At 56.7% G+C, this 18736-nt stretch carries 10 protein-coding genes; 7 read left to right on the top strand and 3 right to left on the bottom strand.

The genetic code is table 11. The annotated features are described in order from the left end of the window. Positions 1-8: 8 nt before the first annotated feature. The 3 genes from RBB77_RS01600 to RBB77_RS01590 are packed head-to-tail and all read left to right on the top strand — an operon-like array spanning position 9 to position 9673. A complete protein-coding gene (locus tag RBB77_RS01600) occupies positions 9-1316 on the top strand; it encodes an eCIS core domain-containing protein (protein ID WP_353064436.1) in 1308 nt (435 codons plus the stop codon). 16 nt (positions 1317-1332) lie between these two features. Continuing rightward, a complete protein-coding gene (locus tag RBB77_RS01595; protein ID WP_353064435.1) occupies positions 1333-1776 on the top strand; it encodes a hypothetical protein in 444 nt (147 codons plus the stop codon). Then, entirely contained in the window at positions 1760-9673 is a 7914-nt protein-coding gene (locus RBB77_RS01590) for an eCIS core domain-containing protein (protein WP_353064434.1), read from the top strand. The genes RBB77_RS01595 and RBB77_RS01590 overlap by 17 nt, the downstream gene beginning before the upstream one ends. 25 nt (positions 9674-9698) lie before the next feature. Here the strand turns inward: RBB77_RS01590 and RBB77_RS01585 are convergent, their stop codons facing one another. Further along, positions 9699-10940, bottom strand: a complete 1242-nt coding sequence (locus RBB77_RS01585) for a sigma-54 dependent transcriptional regulator (RefSeq protein WP_353064433.1) — start codon at positions 10938-10940, stop codon at positions 9699-9701. Between the two features lie 769 nt (positions 10941-11709). Here RBB77_RS01585 and RBB77_RS01580 point away from each other — a divergent pair. Next, on the top strand, positions 11710-13383 hold the full coding sequence (locus tag RBB77_RS01580) for a S53 family peptidase (RefSeq protein ID WP_353064432.1): 1674 nt from the start codon (positions 11710-11712) through the stop codon (positions 13381-13383). An 80-nt stretch (positions 13384-13463) separates the two neighbouring features. After that, on the top strand, positions 13464-13628 hold the full coding sequence (locus tag RBB77_RS01575) for a hypothetical protein (RefSeq protein ID WP_353064431.1): 165 nt from the start codon (positions 13464-13466) through the stop codon (positions 13626-13628). A 499-nt stretch (positions 13629-14127) separates the two neighbouring features. Here RBB77_RS01575 and mtgA read toward each other — a convergent pair whose 3' ends face one another. Together mtgA and RBB77_RS01565 are read right to left on the bottom strand one after the other, a co-directional pair. Further along, positions 14128-14751: a monofunctional biosynthetic peptidoglycan transglycosylase gene (gene mtgA / locus RBB77_RS01570; protein ID WP_353064430.1), complete on the bottom strand. Its 624-nt coding sequence runs from the start codon at positions 14749-14751 to the stop codon at positions 14128-14130. Between the two features lie 391 nt (positions 14752-15142). Further along, positions 15143-16513 (bottom strand): DUF3863 domain-containing protein, encoded by a 1371-nt coding sequence (locus RBB77_RS01565; protein ID WP_353064429.1) that lies wholly within the window; start codon positions 16511-16513, stop codon positions 15143-15145. A 228-nt stretch (positions 16514-16741) separates the two neighbouring features. Between RBB77_RS01565 and RBB77_RS01560 the strand changes: the two genes are divergently transcribed. Together RBB77_RS01560 and RBB77_RS01555 are read left to right on the top strand one after the other, a co-directional pair. After that, a complete protein-coding gene (locus tag RBB77_RS01560; protein WP_353064428.1) occupies positions 16742-17770 on the top strand; it encodes a LacI family DNA-binding transcriptional regulator in 1029 nt (342 codons plus the stop codon). An 81-nt stretch (positions 17771-17851) separates the two neighbouring features. Then, complete coding sequence (locus RBB77_RS01555) at positions 17852-18727, top strand: inositol oxygenase family protein (RefSeq protein ID WP_353064427.1); 876 nt, start codon at positions 17852-17854, stop codon at positions 18725-18727. The last annotated feature ends 9 nt before the right edge of the window (positions 18728-18736 follow it).

Here is an 18736-nt window from a genome sequence, read left to right as displayed (position 1 = left end):
GGATCGACGTGAACTGGTGGCGGACCGGGAAACGACCGCAGGATCACCTCCCTGAGCCGGCTGCGCATGGCCCAGAGAGCGAAGCTGTGGCGCAAAAAGAGAATCCTGTTCTGGCGCTGCAGCGCGCGGCCGGCAATCGTGCCGTGCAAAAAATACTTTCTTCTGCCGAAGGCAAGCCCATCGCTGAGGACGAGCGGCCCAAACTTGAGTCTGCGTTCGGCCAGGATCTAAGAGAGGTGCGTGTTCACCTCGATGAAGACGCGGCGGAGCTTGCCGCCAATGCCGGCGCCAACGCCTTTACCGTCGGCCGGGACATCTACTTTGCCGCCGGAGCTTACGGTCCCGCCACGTTGGCGCACGAAGTGGGCCACGTGATGCAGCAGGCGCACGCGGATTCATTTTTGCCCGCGGAAAATGCTTCCCTTGAGCACCAGGCTGATTCTGCCGCATCCGCGGTGGTTTCCGGCCACGCTGCAGTGCTTCCTGTCGCGGCCGCAGTTCCGGCGATGCAGCGTCAAGCTGCACCCGGGGCGCATCCGTCGGTTCACTTACTCCCATCTGACTCGCTCACCGTCGACGGCTTTGAGATTGATAGGTGTGCGCTCAGCGGCGAGCAAAGCAAGAAGCTCGATGCGTTTGTCATACGTTTGCAGAGCACGCTCACCTCCGCTCCGGACACGTTTGTTACCATTGTCGGATTCGCCGATGCGCCCGGAACCGAAACCCACAACCTTACGATAGGACAGAAGCGCGCTGAGACTGTCCGCGATTATCTGGTCAATAAAGGTATCCCTGCAAACCAACTGCACGCCAGCAGCTTGGGAGAAAGTTCACCGTCGGTTCCTAGCAAAGGCTACGAGGCAAAGAATCGGCGCGTGGAGATCGACGTAATGGCGCGGACGTTCTTCAAGCCATCATCCGTCCTGACCCCGCCCGCTCCCGTCCAGGCGCCACCTGCTCCCGCACCCAGGCCAATCGACCTCAAGTATCATCCCAAAGCTCAGACACCGGGTGAGGAGCTGGAGGAGAGACTTCGCCAGGCTGATCGTGCCGTGCGCGAAGCGCAGGAAGAAGAAAAAGCCCACGCCGGAATGTCTGTAGCCGATCTTGCCGGCCGCGTCTTAAGGAAAGCTGCGAAAAAGCTGGGGATGCCGAAGTGGATTCAGGATGAGGCCGAGTCTCTGGGCAAGGATTTGCCAACCAAAGGGGCGCAAGCGGTTGTTGACCAGATTGGCGACAACTCGAATCTCGATGCAAACACACGCAACGCGCTCAAAGCATTGGTCGACGCGCTGGCGCACGTGAAGTTGAAGTAGGGGAAGATGCAGCCTCATGTTTCGGTGGATGTTCTTCTGGCGAAGCAAGCCGTCGCGGGGAGTCGAAGTGCAGCAGGCGCAAGTTGAGCTGTCGTCGGTCAACCCGGTGGAGCAGAACAGCAAGCCCGAAAAGCAGCCCAAGGAGGTTGGATTACGGGGAAAGGGAACCGGTATGGTGGCAATGATCCGTTCGATTACGGGCTCTCCCCTGGAGGCCGAAAATCACGATGACATCGCTCGTGTCCCGCAGCCCGCGGAGGCGGTGGTCAGGACCGAAACAACCGACTCTTTCATGAGCAAACGGATCAAATACTTCACCCCCGGCGCTTACGCCGTTCCGCGTTTGGGCGGCCCTGTGTTAACTGCGCCCGATCTGCGGTTGCCGGGGCCTAAAGTGCAGCCGGGACTTGCTCTTTTACGTCGCCCAGAACTAAAGGAGAACCGTGTCCCTCGCGCCTGAAGCCGTGCAGTTGGACCATAATTCGGAGCGGAAGCATCCCGAGTCTGCGGCCAGGGAAGCCATGCTTCAAGATACGTCCCTGCGCCCGCTGGCCGGCGCCTTCAGCGCGCTTGGTGGAGACGGCTCGGGCGAATCGAATGCAAAACTGGGCCCCTTGCTTCAGCGTCGTGCAAGTGGCGAAATGCGCATGCTCATCATGCGCTGCGTCCAGCAGGGCGCCGGGAATCACCAGGCACAACATTTCGTTGCCCGGCTTCGTCTATCTTCGCTGATTCAGCGCGAATGCTCGTGCGGCGGTTCTTGCTCGGCTTGCCAGAAAAAAGCTGTCGTTGAGGAAGAACCCACAATTCTGCAGCGGCAGGCATCGAGCTTGGGTGCAGGTGGCGGAGTAGTGGATGCCAGCGTCATTCCTGCTGACAGCCCTGGTCAACCTCTGGACTCGGACACACGCGCATTCATGGAGCCGCGCTTTGGCAGCGACTTCTCAGACGTCCGGGTTCACACCGACACTCGAGCAGCCCAATCGGCCGACGCCCTGGCGGCCGATGCCTACACTTCCAATGCAGATATTTTCTTCGCTGCCGGTAGGTACGCGCCGCAGTCAAAGGAGGGGCAGCATCTACTCGCGCATGAGCTCACGCATACCGTGCAGCAAAAGGAAGGAAAGGTTCCCTCCTCCACGAGGGCAATGCATGCGGCGATCGCGATCGGCCATCCCCGCGATCCTTTAGAAAAGGAGGCTGAACAGATCGCGGATCACGTGACCGGAAACGGCGCCGCTTCCTCGATCTCACCTGACCGCACTCCTGGAGTTCGCCGGCAATCATCCGGATTCTGGGATACGAAGCTCGGCAGGTTCGTTTCCGGCGCAGGCCGCGAGGCGTCCAGCGTGGCCGAGGGATTGGGCCAGGGCCTGAAGGCGGGCCTGGAAAAAGGCAAGGCTGCCCTTGCCGAAGTGATCGAGACGTACGCTCCCGGGGTTTTGCCGTTCCTCCTTAACCTGAAGAACTCCATCGCGGATCGCGCTTCCGAGGGCTTGGATAGTCTGTTCGGCGGCTTGGCGGCGCGGATCAGGAAAGAAGGCTTTGGCAGTGCGCTGCTGAATATTGTCAGCGTGCTCATCGGTGGCATTGCGCCGGCGCTCGGCAAGTTGATGGTCGGCGCCTGCTCCGCCCTCCCGGCCGTAGACGATTATCTCAGCGGCCTGGTAAAGGAGTTTGGAGGCAAAGCGATCGCTGATCTGAAAGGCGATGCCGCCAGGATAGGAGAATTTTTCTCCGGTCTAATGGACGAGTACGGCGCGCCGGCGGCCACGACCGTCAGAAAAATTCTTGGCGGCGCCTGGACCAACATCTCCCGCAAGGTACAGGAATATTGGGCCAAGCTGTTGCCCTTGCGGACTAAGTTCGCAGATGCCTGGGACTGGTTTGTAAAAGCCATTTCGCCGGGAAAAATAACGGGCGACGGCTTCCTGGAGGACCTGTTTGTCAAGGCGGTCGAAAAATGGCAGGACGTAAAGAAAACCCTGCAGCCTTACATGAAATACGTGAAGCAAGCCACCGCTGTCTTGCTTTTGATCAGCCTATTTGGGCCTATGGCCCCTCTCATCGTGGCGGCCCACGGCCTGTACACCGGGATCAAGTCATTGTGGGAGAGTCACGGCCAAAAGCTGGAAACGCAACTGCGCCACAAGCTTGTGACCAGTGTGCTGCCTTCCATCGTCTCCGCTGCTGATCGGGTGAAACGAACTGCGGAAGGGCTTGGGCGCTGGCTGTCCGGTGTTGTTCAGGACTTGGCTGGTCTGGGCAAGGCCCTGTTGGAAAGTATTGGAGTATTGCCACTATTGCGGTTGCTGTCAACAGCCATGGCGGCGCTTTCCGATAGATGGAATAAGTTCAGCGCTCAGCTCAACACTACCTTGACTGCATGGACAGCGAAGATCGGCGAGGCCTGCCTGGCGACCATACGCTTTCTACATCCACTCCTGGAATTTTTCCGCCAGACCCTCCTCGTCACGCTTTTTGGCCCCTTCGCGATTTTGGACGATGGGGTGTGGAACACGACCAAAAAAATAGTCACGTTAGCCTTAACCGTCCCATGCATCCGGGAGATCGGGGGGTTGCTGCGGGTCCCGCTCATGTTCGCCCAAGTCGAGCGCATGCGCGGAATGATGAAGGCTGTGTGGGCGCTTATTAAGAACCCTGACCCTGTGATTCGCGCCATTCACGATGCGTTGGCCCCGATGGTGAATGCCGTGCCTGGACTGGCGGCGATGTTGGTGGCTGCCAATGTCTTTCCTGAAGAACCGGAACATCAGCGCGGCGTACAGCTCTATCTCGCTCCCTTGCTGCAATACTTCAGGGAAAACTGGTGGGACGAGATCAAGAAAATCGGCTGGACCATTCTCTGGCCGTGGGATGAAGTCGGCAAATCATTCCCCGTTTTTTTTGCGAGCCTTTCCGGCGCCGTCGGTGCGGTCTTTGACCTTGAATTCAATCAGGCCATCGATAAGGGCCTGAAGAGTTTGCAGGCACTCAATGGAGTGCTGGGAGCAGTCTCGGGGTGGTTCGTTCTGGCTTCCGTTCTGGTTGGCGCGGCCTTGGGCGCTCTGGGAGTGGAGTTCAGCGGCGGCGCGACGATCGCGGCCGGCGCCGCCGCCGGCTGGGGGGTGGGACAAACGGTGGGGCTGGCTCTCCTCGCCGCAGCTGCTGCCACCGAGGTAGTCATTATGGAGAAGGCGAAATTTGACCTTCGATTTACCAACAAAGCTGCCGGTGACAAAGTTCGAACCTTCCTTGCTAATCAGAAGTCCTACGAAACCATCGCGGGCAACATCTTCAGCATGGCGATGATGGGTGCGATGGTCTTGCTCGGGGCTTTGATCCACGCGGCCATCAAAGAAGTCAAGGCAGCGGTGCGCGGGCCGGAGGCGCCCAAAATCGCACCAGGAGAGACTCCAGCCGGCGAAGGCCTGTCTGATCCCGACTCGACCGCCAAGCCGGGAGACTTTTCCCCGGAAGACATCAGCCGCAGCAAAGGCGACCTGCAGCAGAAAGTCAAAAACCCGCAAAATGTTAAGCCGGTTACTGATCCCAAGCTGGCCCAGACCTACGATGCGGAAGTCAAGCTGGACGACGACAGCGTAGCTCGCCGCAACCGAAAAACGGGCACCTGGTGCTTCTTCCGCAATCCTTCGCTGTGCGTAGGAGAAGTGGAGGATGTCAATCCAGCGGTTGATGGTGCGATTGAGGGTAAGGATCCGCTCCAGGAAAGCCCGGCTTCACGCATCCGGCAGATTGAAGAGCGATACGGTCGCGTGCTCGAAAATTTTGACGCGCGTAAGTGGCGCGCATTCAAAGAGCAGCTGCAAAAGCTATCCCCTGCGGAGGCGTCAAGGCAGCTGGCGTTGCTGGAGAAGGAGCTTTTTAACCGGGCGATCCAAAGCATTGTTAACGAACGAAATCTTACTCCAGAACAGGTAGTCGAATTGCGCAAAGCACTGGAAGTAAATCCAGACAAGATAGCCGACTTCCTCGATGCGAAACAACCCCTGCTCCCGGATCCCGATGAAACCCCGACCCGCGAAGAGTCGGGCAAGGGAGGCGCTCAGCCAGTGGAGACCGGCAAGGCGGGTGTTGACTGGAGCAGGGCAGATGCCGTCAATAAATTCGGCGAGGTCGTCATTAATGACGAAATTGCCTTCAAGGTCAAAACTTCGGCGGGTGTCATTGAAGTGCGGCTTGACCTGGGAAGCATCGGTCCCGACTCTTTGCCACGGGGGATCGAGGCTAAGAATGGTTTCGGTGCAGACTTGAATGCAGGTCAAAGAGTCGCTTACCCCGTCTTGGCAACCGAAGGTGGCGTGCCGGCGAATCCACGGGCTGTTGCCTTCGCTATGAGATTCAACCCAAATTGGCAGCCTGGCGACCCCATACCCGGATTTCGTATCAGGGTGGATTACTGGATCGACGGCAAGCGAGTAGGCACGGCCTACCCGGGGGGCAGTGCCCCGGTGAAAGCTGTACCTCCGGTATCGCCTCACCCGCAATTTGGGCCGGTCCGGGTGATTGTCCTCTCCCGCGCTCTTATTCAGCGGCAATGTAACTGTGGTGGTGCTTGCGAGTCTTGCCGCGGGCTTTCCTCTGAGGTAGACGATACAACCACGGCAATTCAGCGACAGGGATCGTCCGGCGCTTCTGCGTACGTAGCGGAAGCCGACATCGTTCCCGCCGACAGCCCAGGTTACCCTGTCGACCGAAGCGCCAGAAGTTCCCTGGAACGACAATTTGCAGCCGATCTCTCCGATGTTCGTGTGCATACCGACAATCGAGCCCAAAAATCCGCTCAGGCTTTGACCGCCGACGCATATACTTCAGGGCGCCATATTTACTTTGCTGCTGGGAAGTACTCGCCGGCAACAGATTCCGGGCGCCGTTTGTTGGCTCATGAGACTGCCCATGTCATGCAGCAGAGAGCCGGAATGATGCCTACGGTGCCCACTTCGCAATCAGGCTGCGGCGTCGTGATCGGTGCAGCGAATGATCCCCTTGAGGTGGATGCGCGTATTGCCGAGCGGAACACGCCCGTAAAGTCCCCTGGTGAGCACGAGGCTACGCCTACCCGTCTGCTTGCGGATTCAGCCCAGCCGCTCATCCAAAGAGCTCCCGATGGCGGGACTGATGCGGGTCAAGGCCCGCCAAGTGGTCGTGACCCAGAAGTCGGCAAAACCGCGGATGACAGCAAAACCGGGGATGACGGCTCCAAACAAACGCCGTCTGCTGTACCTGCTCCCGAACCGACTCCGCCTGAAGAGGAGGTCGCTGTCACCATCGATGGCATTGATGTATTTGACGACGAGCCATATATGACCCGCCGCGTCGAGCGGCTTTGGATTGTCGGAGGATATAACCAATACTCAGGTTTCATGTATCACTTCCAAACAAGCGATGCGTTGGTGGGCGGCACCCTGGAAGCCAATGACCGCATTCGAAACATGATGGAGAGGATCTTCGACCAATTAGAGAAGCAACGGTCAGACTTTGTAACCGAATTTGGAGAGGCGTCAAAGGCTATTGCGAGAGAGACCTTGGATCATAGCGAGGCCGAGGCGAAGATTGAGGCGGACCGTTATGGAATCAAGTTGGAGTTTATAACATCACAGATTTCCGATTGCATGTTCGGGAGTTGTACGACGACGACCGTGACTTACTCAATGCCAGAGCGTACGGCGACATTCACCGGGTTGCAGGGGGCCGCGCAAGTGCTATTGGATCGACGCCGCGATTTGGATGCGGCGCTTGCAGAAGCCGATAAAGCCATAACAGAAGAGATGGGGGCTGGTGAGGGCGCAGGAGCTGAAGAATATTCGAATTACGCAGAGCTGAATCAGCAACTGGGGGCAAAGGTAAAAAAAGCAAGGGATGCCTATGACCTCATGCGTGGTTATGTCGTTGGGCAATACCCGATTCTTGCGTCGTTCTCCACGCCAGAAGAATCCACTGACGAATTGGAGAGTGTTGCTAACCGGGAAAATGGCCCCGACATGGCCCGGCTTCTCGGAGGCGAGATCGTGGGACGGCTGAAAAACATAGACAAGGTGAGAGCCGGATTGAAGGACGGTGACGTTAATGTCTGGCGCTTGCATGATCTCGTCCACGTAACCGCCATCAAGATGGGATTGGAGTCACCCTCCTTGAAGACGCGATGGGTGGAACAAGAGATGAAAGACGAAGAACCAAGTGTTCTTGCTTCCATCGCACTGGCCTTGCTGAACATCGGGGCAATTTTGTTAGCGGCCCCTACTGGGGGCGCGTCTTTAGTGGCGGTCGCGGCCATCGATGCGGTCGGAGTCTTAAGACATCTGAATGAATACATGATGCAAAAGGCGCTTACCGGGACTGCGTTCGATAAGGCGCAGGCGCTTTCCCAAGAAGAGCCATCGCTGTTCTGGCTGGCAGTGGAAGTCGTTGGCTTTGCCCTGGATGCGTCGGCGGCCTTTAAGGCTGTTGCTGCTACAGTCGAAGCCCTAAAGGCTGCGAAAGCAGCGGGTGACACCGCCCGGGTTACCGCGGAGTTAGAGAACCTGAATAAGGTGGCGAAAGTGTATGGCGGCGAGCAATTGGCGACTCGCGTTGCCGCCCACCTGGGAGAGGAAGCAACTACAGAGGGCCAGGTATTGAAGGCGCTCAACGCAACGAGCACGGAAAAGGAACTTCTCGCGGCAGGCACACACGCCGTGCAAGAGGAACTGGAGGCCGGCGCACTTACCGGCAAAGCGCTTTCCGGGAAGCCGATCAACATCAGCGCGGCTGGCCGCATCTACAGCTGTCATCCGGAATGCGAGTATCTGCTGGAAAAGTATAAGGACATCCTTGGCCCGGAGATCATTCAAGGGGAAAAGTCAGCTCTCGGGGGTCAGTACCTGCAACTGGAGCAACGAGCCCGAAGCACAGCGCAACGAGTCAATGCTGCGAGAGCGTCGGCAGCCGCGGGAAAGGCGACTCCGGGCGAGTTGGAAGACGCTGAGAAAGCGGCTGAAGCACTCGAAGCAGAGGTGGCGGAACTTGATGCCAAGCTGGCCGGCAAACAGGCAGCCGAACGGGAGATTGCGGTTGCGTCCGCTCCCGAGACGATGACGTTCGAAGACGAACTTACCGGTGAATTTCACGAGGGCATCATCACTGATCACGGTCTGGAGATTTGCAGTCCGAGGCCTTGCCCAATCGTCAGTGCGCAAATTAAGGACGCCGCACAGGAAATTCGCACCAACTTCAAAACCCTTGAGGGCGCGATTGCTCCTCAGGTGGAGTCCGAACTCACCCGCATGGAGCAGGAGGCCATGGAAATCGATGCCAACACCAAGGCTCTCTATCTGGATCGGGAAACACAGAAGCTCAAGATTGCCGATTGGGAGAAGACGAACCCGGGGCAGAAACTACCAGACGATCTCGCGAAAACAAAGCTTGATCTCAAATCGCGGGCCGCGGAGATCAACGGATCGCGTCGCAATCTTCGCCTGCGCATGGCACGGCTACCGGGTACGATCCCGGTGCGTGCCGCGGTGCGTGATGCGTTTGCCCCGCGATTGGCAAAGCTTGGGCTGAGCGAGGAGGCAATGGAGAGGATCTTCGCCAAAGCCCCTGTCGGCGACCACATGAAGGGACAACTGCTGGAAGAGCTGCTTAACCTGGAAGTCGCCAAAACGACAAAGGTCGCCGCCAAGGGTGTTGTTACTTCGATCGAGGAATCGAGCGAATTTATTGCCGGCGACCGAGTGTCTCTCGGCGGACGCAAATTTTCGGACGGCCTCATCTTGACCCGGCGCGGGGGAAAGCTATATGTAACTAGCATCTTTGAAGCAAAGGCTGGCAGCAGAGCTGCCAAAGGATTGTTGGAGACCAACCCGGCAGCTGCACTTGAGGAGTTGAGTGGCCCCGAGTTCCGCGAGATGCGAAGCGAAGCCCTGGAAAGTCTACGAGCTGAGCGGCCGGACTTTCAACAGCTGAGCCTGGACGAGATTTGGGAACACCATGAAGTGGAAGTGCGAACGTATATGGAGAAGGAACTGCTTCAAGGGGAGGCGGGCCAATTCCGGCGTGATATCGAGCGGCTTGTGCCCAACGCAGGGGAAGAAGTAACGACCATTAAGGTCGACGGGGTTCCGATGGATGTGATCGGCTCGCCGCGTACAAGTCACTTGACCGGAGTGACCGCCTCCGGCACCAGCATTGAGCCAGCGACAGTGAAGGAGCTCCAAAAGCAAGGCCTTAGACTGACACCGCGACAACTTGCCATTCCCCAGGCACGGTTGGACGAGCTCGCAGTGGAGATGGAGAAAGCCGCAAAAGGCGCTTTACCGGCGGCCACACAAAGCTCTCCGGCCGCGGCGGTGCAGTAGATGCCGGAGAGTTGTCGATCCAAACCTAAATTCCTGCAGCATCCTGTTTCGACAGCCCACACTTTGCCAGCTTCCTATAAAGGGTCATCCGCGAACAGTTAAGCGTCTCGGCGGCTTTGCTTTTGTTGCCGTTACAAGTGGCGAGCGCTTTCCTTAGAGAATGGATCTCCTCATCAAGAGATGACGCAGCCGGCGGTTTTCGTTCCGGCAATACGAACGATAGATCGTCCTCGCTGATTCGTCCGCTTTCTCGCATGATGAAGACTCTCTCGATCACGTTCTTCAATTCCCGAACATTCCCTGGCCAGTCGTACTGGGCGAGCCGGCGGACGATTGCACTAGTCGCCCCTTCGACCCGTCTGCCCAGCCGCTTGTTCAGGTCGACGATCATGCAATCGACTAAGCCGGCGATATCGACCTTGCGCTCCCGCAGCGGGGGCAGGTAGATGCGCCCGACGTTCAGTCGAAAATAAAGGTCTCTTCGGAATGTGTTCGCGCTGGCAAGCTCGTCCAGATTGTGGTGTGTCGCTGCCAATATCCGAATATCGGTCTCGTGTTTACGCGTTGCTCCGAGACGCTGCACCTCTTTGGTCTCGATTGCTCGCAGCACCTTAGCCTGCGCCAATGGGCTCATATCCCCAATTTCATCGAAGAAAACACTGCCCCGGTTTGCAGCCATGAGCTTGCCTTGATTCGCGGCCGCGGCTCCGGTGAACGCGCCTCGCTCATAACCGAACAGTTCACTTTCCAGCAGGGTGTCGGGAATCGCCGCGCAGTTGAAACATACCAGGGGATTCTTGTTCCGCCTGCTGTTCCGATGAATGAGTTGTGCAACCAACTCCTTTCCTGTGCCCGTTTCTCCTGTAATGAGAACATTGCAGTCACTCGCGGCAACTAGCCGGATCTGTGTCCGTAGCGCTTGCAAAACCGGGCTGTTGCCAACCAGCACCTCACCCCCGGTGAGAGCAGTTTCCTTTGGCTGCGTCGTACACTCAGGAACAAAGCGTGAAATACATTGTGCCAGGGTGGCTAATTCAATCGGCTCACGCAGATACTCGACCGCTCCAGCGCGCAGAGAAGAGATCGCGAACCCCTCCGAGCTATCGCCCGCCAGGATCACTAGAGGAGGTACCGTAGCCTTGCTCGAACGCAGGTCAGCGAGAAACCTAAAAAAGGGCTGGCAGAACTGCTCGGAACCATTCAAGACAATCAGGGCGACTGATGTATCCTCGAGCGCGCCCGTGACCTGCGCGACGTCAGAAATCATAACCGGCCAACAGCGTCTGGCGCGAAGCAGCGCCAACAGCGGCTCGCACGGGCCAGGTTTCCAACTTACTACGAGAACTCTGGAGACGCCCATTCCATACCTCCGCTGTAACGGGCGAAAGCATTTGGCTTGCGGTCAACGACAGACGAGCCGCGCAAGGAAAAGGAAGTTAGCTGGCAGGGCCGGGGAAGCCACGGGAGAAGCCTCAAACTTGGGCACGACCATGTTTGACTCAGAGCGCCAAGGTGTCAAGTCCATTCTGGTCCTCTTTGTAACTACAGGATGACCATCTCGACGCAGAGAGCTCTACAAGCGAAGACAACAGTGTTCTATATTCGATTTGTCACCGAAGAGCGGGAGAGCTCAAGGTCTTCTTTGTCATAGTGGTAGTCGGGAACAAAACGTATCAATTGGCAGTATCCTCCGTGTCGAAGAAGGTCATTCACGGGAAAAATTCACTATCTACTCCCCCCTGCTGGATTCGAGCCCGCTTTACAAAAGGAATAAAAATCGAACTCTCCGTGAAATGTTTTCTGTGAAATATTCACTATCAATTCGAGTTGATTCAATCTTAGAGGTTTCGAATGAGCCGGTCAGCCCGAACAAGTGCGGCTGTGAAGGCGCTTCGCTTTTGGGCCTCCAACACCGGATAGAGTGCACCTCTAAATAACACAAGAACTGACCCTCTACTGCAGCTCCCTGTTTTAAACGCTTGAGCCACGGTACTCAACCACGAACACCGAAAATAGATACAGAAAGGAGTATTCCCATGCCACGTGAGAACACCCTAGTCCTCCCTAAGAGCCATCGTAAACCAGCGCCCGGAGCGCGTGTGATTGGCAATGTGGATCCGCACGAAACTATTGAAATCACCATACGCGTGCGCTCTCGAACCTCCGAAGACCGGGGCAAATTGCTGGCAGAGATGCAAGCGGTGCCGCCGGCCGAGCGGCGCTACCTGAGTCACGAAGATCTCGCTAATCGCTTTGGTGCCGACCCGGCCGATCTCGACAAGGTTGCCGCCTACTCGAAAGAAAATGGGCTGACCGTTACCAGCACGAGCGTCCCTCGCAGGACTGTGATGGTCAAAGGAACTGTCGCCAACCTGGTCACGGCATTTCCGACCGAGCTAAAGCTATATGACTCCGATCTCGGCAAGTACCGCGGTAGAATTGCCGGACTGCAAATCCCTCCCAGTCTCTCCGGTGTGATTGAGGGAGTATTCGGATTCGACAACCGACGGCAGGCCCGCCCACACGCAATTTTTCGCCGGACGAAAGTAAAACCTTTTCGCGCTGATTCCCCAGACTCATCGTTTTCTCCGCCGCAGCTCGCGAACCTCTACGACTTTCCTTCCGATGCCGATGGAACAGGTCAATGTATCGGAATTATCGAGTTCGGCGGGGGATACGACAGCGGCGACCTGCAAACCTATTTCTCAAAACTGAAAGTCAATCCGCAGATCACAACTATCTCCGTCGACGGAGTCGCGAACAATCCTAACTCCCCCAACCCCGATGACAACGATGCAGATGGCGAGGTCATGCTGGATATAGAAGTGGCTGGTTCGGTAGCTCCCAACGCCAAGATCGTCGTGTACTTTGCTCCGTTTACCGAGCAGGGCTGGGTCGATGTGCTTACCACCGCGGTTCAGGACTCAACCAACAAACCTTCTGTCCTCTCGATTAGCTGGGGATGGCCGGAGAGCAATGATTTGTGGACCCAGCAGGCGATGGATGCGGTGAATCAAACACTGCAGGATGCAGCTCTGGCGGGCATTACCGTCTGTTGCGCCTCTGGGGACGACGGATCGGCGGACGAGCTCACCGATGGCCACGCGCACGTCGATTTCCCAGCTGCGAGCCCGTTCATCCTGGCTTGCGGTGGCACCACCTTGACTGCCTCTGGAGACACGACAAGCATTGCCGACGAGGTGGTGTGGAACAATGGTCCGAGAAGCCAGGGAGGCGGCGCCAGCGGAGGAGGAGTCAGCGAATTGACCCCCGTTCCCACTTGGCAAGCGGCGGCTGGTGTACCTGCATCAGTAAACACTGGGTTCCAAGGAAGAGGAGTCCCCGATGTCGCAGGGGATGCCGATCCGAATAGTGGCTACAGCATCCGCGTTCATGGTCAGGACGGGGTAGCAGGGGGAACCAGTGCGGTTGCCCCTTTGTACGCCTCTCTGGTTGTGCGCTTGAATCAGAAGCTTGGTGCTCCTGCCGGATTCATGAATCCCTTGCTGTATTCCAACGCGGCATCTTTTCATGACATCTCCCAGGGTACAAATGACACTACAGGCGTGATCGGCGGATATTCGGCTCAAGCCGGTTGGGACGCATGTACCGGCCTCGGATCTCCGGACGGAGTTGGGATTTTCAACGCATTACAACCCAAACCGGCTGCCGCAGCTCCTCCACCAGCGCAGATGGCGACCGTCGGGTAACTCACTGGCTACACTAGACGCTGCGGGTTAACTGGTTCAACGTCGCATCCTTAAAAACTTCCTAAACCGACATAAGTAAGGTGATCAATTCTTGGAAGCTCTTAGGACATGCAGAGGTGATCTCCGACGCTACCTACCCCCAGTGGGAGCTTGGCTTCGGCGCGAATGCAGAAGGTTTGCGAAAGAAGAGGAAGGCGATCGGACCACTGAAAGGCGGCATGCGATTCATTAAGGCAGACTACTGAACCTGCTAGATAGGACACGAACGTGGCTAGTGAGATTCTGGGATCACAACGATCGTGGGCTGAATACGTCTCAGTAAGGTTCCCGGAGAGCCATCTAAGGACGGGAGTTCGGCGAGCGGGAGATCGCCAATGCAGTCATCGACGATCAGACGCCTATCCGCACTTCGCGTAGAACGAGGTTCTCGTACAGTTGCCTACCTTGAAGCCAGTATTGTGTATCGCTGAAGAATTCCATCTGGTATCCAATTGCTCTGAGCACAGTACAGAATATCGTTGTAAATTCACCTTGAAATCGGCTCTTCAGTACGAAATAGCGTTTAATCTGACACTGGCGGCCTGGCTGTCAAAATCAACGCTAATTCGTACTGAACAACGCTAATTCGTACCAGTACAAAATAGCGTTGTGCGCGGCCAGACAGATAAGGGGTGACGAACGCGTCAAATCTCTTGCCATGGCGTCCGCAACGTCTTGACGATGAGATTCTGTCGTCCTGGATGCTTACCAACCCATTTGGCGCATCCGCTCAAGGATGCGCACGCTGTAGCTGTTCATGCGCTCGGGCCGTCGCTTCAGAGGAGCCGGCAAAATCGCGGCGAGCCGTGCCGCCTGTTGCCGGCCGATACTCTGGGCCGCGATTCCGTCGAAGTAACGACACGCCGACTCAGCACCATAAATACCAGGGCCCCATTCGACCACGTTGAGGTAGATCTCCAGAATGCGCCGCTTTCCGAGGACGAATTCGGCCACCGGTACGAGTGTGAACTCCGCTCCCTTGCGAAGGATAGAGCGGCCCGTTCCAAAGAATAGGTTTTTAACGAGTTGCTGCGTAATGGTGGAAGCTCCGCGAGTGCGACCGCCCTCCAAATCGTCTTGGGCAGCGATTTGGATCTCGTGCCAATCGAATCCATGGTGCTGGTAGAAGCGGGCGTCTTCCGCGGCGATTACAGCGTGCTGGAGATCGGTCGAGATCTGGCTGAGCGGAATGAATCTGTAGCGTTCGTGATAAGGCGTGTGGTGAATCCATGCCTGCAAGCGGCGCTGGATGTGCACCGCCGTTGACGGTGGGTCGATCCACCGGGCGGCCAGAAGGATTAGCGCGCCAAGAGACCAAATAAGTACCACGCCGATGACAAACCATCGAACAAAGGATCGAAGGAAACCGTTCAGACTCGGGGTCTTGGGATGTGGGTATGGCTTGGCAGTCACATCTCAGGATAATAGCCGGGGCTGGGTTATCGCTAAGCAATGCGCATACGCGATGAATGATAAGGCGCTGCCGGGAATGGGCTTTCACGATCGCTTTGGACACACCCCGGATCGTGGCGCCTGTGGGAAGGTACGCACATGCTCGCTACCTGTATGGTTCAACCACGCCATCCCTGCTCCGAAGGTGGAGCGGAATGGGATGTTGGAGGGCTCGGATCGCGGATTTCTCTACGAGTGCAGAATCGCCAATACACGCACCGAGGCAGCATACCGTAAGTCGTTCCAGGCGGATCTACTACGATTTCCGTTAGGCCCAGGTCTTGAGCTCGGGATATCGAGCATAGATGCGACGCTGGTCATCAGGAGTGAACTCTCGCAACCGCCTTGGTTTGTCTTGGGGCCGAGTGCCTTTCTGATTCAACACATTCATCAGGCTCCACTCACGCTGAAGGTTGTGAGGTTCTTCTGTTTTCAAGTCATAGCGGGTAAAGTCGATCACCATCGGCGGGCTACTGGTTTTCCAGTCATGGAGAAGCGCTAGTCGAAACTCCCTGTTCATGAACCACTGGATTTCCAGCTCCTTTTCCGAGCCTGGTGCCGCGGTCCCTTTAGCATCGAAACGGTAGTTGAGCGTCGCATTGTTCGGAGTGCGTCTCCTCCACTCCATGCCGAAGTCCCCTTCAGTGATTACACGGGTGTCGGGCCACCTGTCTCGCACAGCCTCGAGCCAATAGGTTAAATCCTCATCGTGACCAATCGACACCTCCCAGATTGCCGTCACCCAGCCGAAGTTGTTCATCGCATGGCCACTGTCAAAGTGCACCGCAGTGGTTTCGAGCATCTCCTTGCGACCAGCGGCTGTTCCGAGGTTTCCCACGGTCTCGATCGGTCCCACGCCCAACCTGCTATTGAAGCCACCTTGAAAGCCCTCCCGTCGCGCCGTCAGAAAGTCGCAGGTCCAACCGTCCAGGCAAACACAGTCAATAAAATCCTCCGGACCCTGGGCCGGTTTCAGGTAATGCTCACGACTCGGGTAGTAGGGATAGCAGATGCCGCCGTCTCCATCTCCGTGATCGATGCCGTGCTGGCTCCAGATCTGGCCCTGGCACACGTGAATGCCCTCATCAGCGGCGAGGAGTCGCTGATTCTCTGCGTCCATGAAGCCCGCTACGAGGCATTGGGGGCGGTAACCGCTGCCTACCATTTCTGATATTTGGCTTAGCGCATTGTGTATCGTCTGCCGGTTGTGCTCGCGCGTGTCGTACATCGGTGCGAAATAGCCGCCAGGAATGAAGGTGATCTCGTCGCCAAAGCGGTCGTGGTACGAGGCAAGCAGCCGCCGAGCCTCCTGGTACTCCTTGCGGCCGTCATTAAGCGCGAGCCAACTGATAGCCCAGGTCATCCTGCCATCGGGGCAGCCTGCGGCGAATGCCTCTCGACGCGAGCGAATGCGATCAGGGCGATTGTCGCTCGATTCGTCTTCGCCAATCGAGCGATTGGGAGTTACCTCAATTTGATTCACGCGTACAACCGAAACGTGGGTCAAAAATCGACCGCGCATGGCTGAAGACTCTCCTGCCTGCGCATCGACGCTTCCTGCAGTCTCCGCAAACGCGAGGGACGTCGCAGAGGCCGCCGCTCGGGTAAGGAACTCACGTCTTGTCCAGTCGCGTCTCATGACTCTCCTCCGCTCTCGTCTGATTCCTACACCTACGTGCAGTTCTTCTCCGGCAGGGATCATACACGAATCGGTCTCTTACGCTTCGAGTCGCGACGACCATTCTGCGTGGCTTGTGGCGCTTGGTCTAATTTTGCTCTTTAGCCTCATCCTTGCGATGTAGGCGCTCTTCCGGACGCTGCGTTTTAGTTTGACGAGCCTCTGTAGAATTCGGACAAGGAGGCAGGAGTGCCCATACGTCTCAAAGACATTGCGCAGGAACTTGGCGTCTCGACCGTTACCGTGTCGAAGGTGCTGCGGGGTAACCCCGATATCGGAGTCAAGACTCGCGCTCGCGTCCTTGAACGCCTAAACGCTCTTAACTATCGGCCGAATATGGCTGCGCGCGGTCTTGCGACCGGCAAAACCTTTACTGTTGGGCTGATCGTTCCTGATCTGCTGCAGCCGTTTTTCGCACACTTCGCCAAGGAGTTGGGCGGCGTTCTGCGTCAACACGATCGCGCTCTTTTGTTAGCTTCCTCAGAAGAAGATCCCAAAATCGAGGCGCAGGAGATTTTGGCACTCATACAACGAGGAGTAGACGTATTGGTGCTCGCCTCGTGTCGCGACGAGCTTCTCCCTGTTCCAGAGCTTAGCGCGTTGCCGGTGCCCCTGGTGTTGTTCGACCGAAGGTTCAAGCGTATGAAAGCTAACTTTGTGGGATCCGATGACGTGGGTGCAGGAGAGCTTGCCACGAGACATCTCATCGAACTAAACAGGAAGCGGATCGCCCACATTGGTGGCCTTCAGACGAGCCCAGCGCGTGATCGGACCGCGGGCTATCTTCGCGCCCTGGAGCGGACAGGTAGAAAGATAGACGAGCGATATCTTGTATTGCGAAAGCGGTTGGAAGAGCGTGGGGACGACATAGGATTCAGCTGCATGCAGGGACTGCTCGCGCTGCGGCGGCCACCTGACGCAGTATTTTGCTACAACGACATGACCGCTATAGGAGCGATCCAGGCAACCCTGCAGGCTGGACTGAAGATTCCGCGTGAAATGGCTATCATTGGCTGCGGCAACTTTCGTTATGCCGACTATCTGCAGGTACCGCTCAGTTCGATCGATCAAGACACTGCCGAACTTGGCCGGGCAGCGGCCCGGCTTACGCTAAGCATAGCCGATTCTCCTCAGGCTAGAGTGCAGTCCATCGTGTTGAAACCAAGGCTCGTGATAAGGCAATCGTCCGCACCTCCGTCTCTCAAAATAAGTCGCTGAAGTTCCTAGGAATTCAGCTTGCACGGCATGTGCAAAATTGCTTATAGTTACCGCTAACGTAGCTCTTGCCGAGGAGATCATATGGCCACCACAACGCTCACAGAGAACAGCCCACGGAAGAATCCTCTAGCGCCCGACATGGAAGAGTGGGACGAGTTTCTGAAGGGGCGCTACCAGGAGGGCAAGAGCGAGGAAGAGTTTCGCCAATACGATAAAGAGGCGAATCCCGACGTGGCTGAGTTCTATCGCCTGAATCATGGGAACCAGTGCTTGGACTATGTGTTGAGCAAGGAGAAAACGTATTTTGGTCTGGACAAGGGAGATAAATCGCTGTGGGAGGCCGCGGAGTTTCTGAACACGCTGGTCGACGATAGCGATCCCGATACTGATCTATCTCAGATGGAGCACCTGCTGCAGACTAGCGAAGCGATCCGCGCAGATGGTCATCCACGCTGGTTTGTACTTACTGGCTTTGTTCACGATCTCGGCAAGGTCTTGTGCCTTTACGGAGAGCCGCAATGGGGCGTCGTCGGCGACACATTCCCGGTAGGATGTGCTTTCTCCGAGCATATTGTCTTCCCGGAGTACTTTGCGAAGAATCCCGATCTGCACCATCCGGTTTATTCGACCGAGTATGGGATTTATGAGCCACACTGCGGTCTAGACAAAGTACACATGAGCTTCGGACATGATGGGTATATCTACGAGGTGATGAAGAATTACCTGCCGATCGAGGCGCTTTACATGCTGCGCTACCACTCGTTTTACCCGGCTCATAAACACGGCGCTTACCAGCACCTGATGAACGAGGAAGACGTGGATATGTTCCGTTGGGTCAATGAGTTCAATAAGTACGATTTATATTCGAAGGGTCACGCAAAGCCCAAGCTTGCGGAATTGAAGCCTTATTACGACGATTTGTTTGCCGAGTTCTTTCCTGCAAAAATCGCCTGGTAAACACTGGTA

Source organism: Tunturibacter psychrotolerans, assembly GCF_040359615.1.
GTDB classification, from domain to species: domain Bacteria; phylum Acidobacteriota; class Terriglobia; order Terriglobales; family Acidobacteriaceae; genus Edaphobacter; species Edaphobacter psychrotolerans.
The sequence above is the reverse complement of the archived record's forward strand: the minus strand, read 5'-3'. Positions and strand labels throughout refer to the sequence as shown.

Coding starts and splice junctions, on each gene's coding strand:
- RBB77_RS01555 (WP_353064427.1), top strand. CDS start 17,852: ATGGCCACCACAACGCTCACAGAGAACAGCCCACGGAAGAATCCTCTA.
- RBB77_RS01595 (WP_353064435.1), top strand. CDS start 1,333: ATGTTTCGGTGGATGTTCTTCTGGCGAAGCAAGCCGTCGCGGGGAGTC.
- RBB77_RS01585 (WP_353064433.1), bottom strand. CDS start 10,940: ATGATTTCTGACGTCGCGCAGGTCACGGGCGCGCTCGAGGATACATCA.
- RBB77_RS01565 (WP_353064429.1), bottom strand. CDS start 16,513: ATGAGACGCGACTGGACAAGACGTGAGTTCCTTACCCGAGCGGCGGCC.
- RBB77_RS01580 (WP_353064432.1), top strand. CDS start 11,710: ATGCCACGTGAGAACACCCTAGTCCTCCCTAAGAGCCATCGTAAACCA.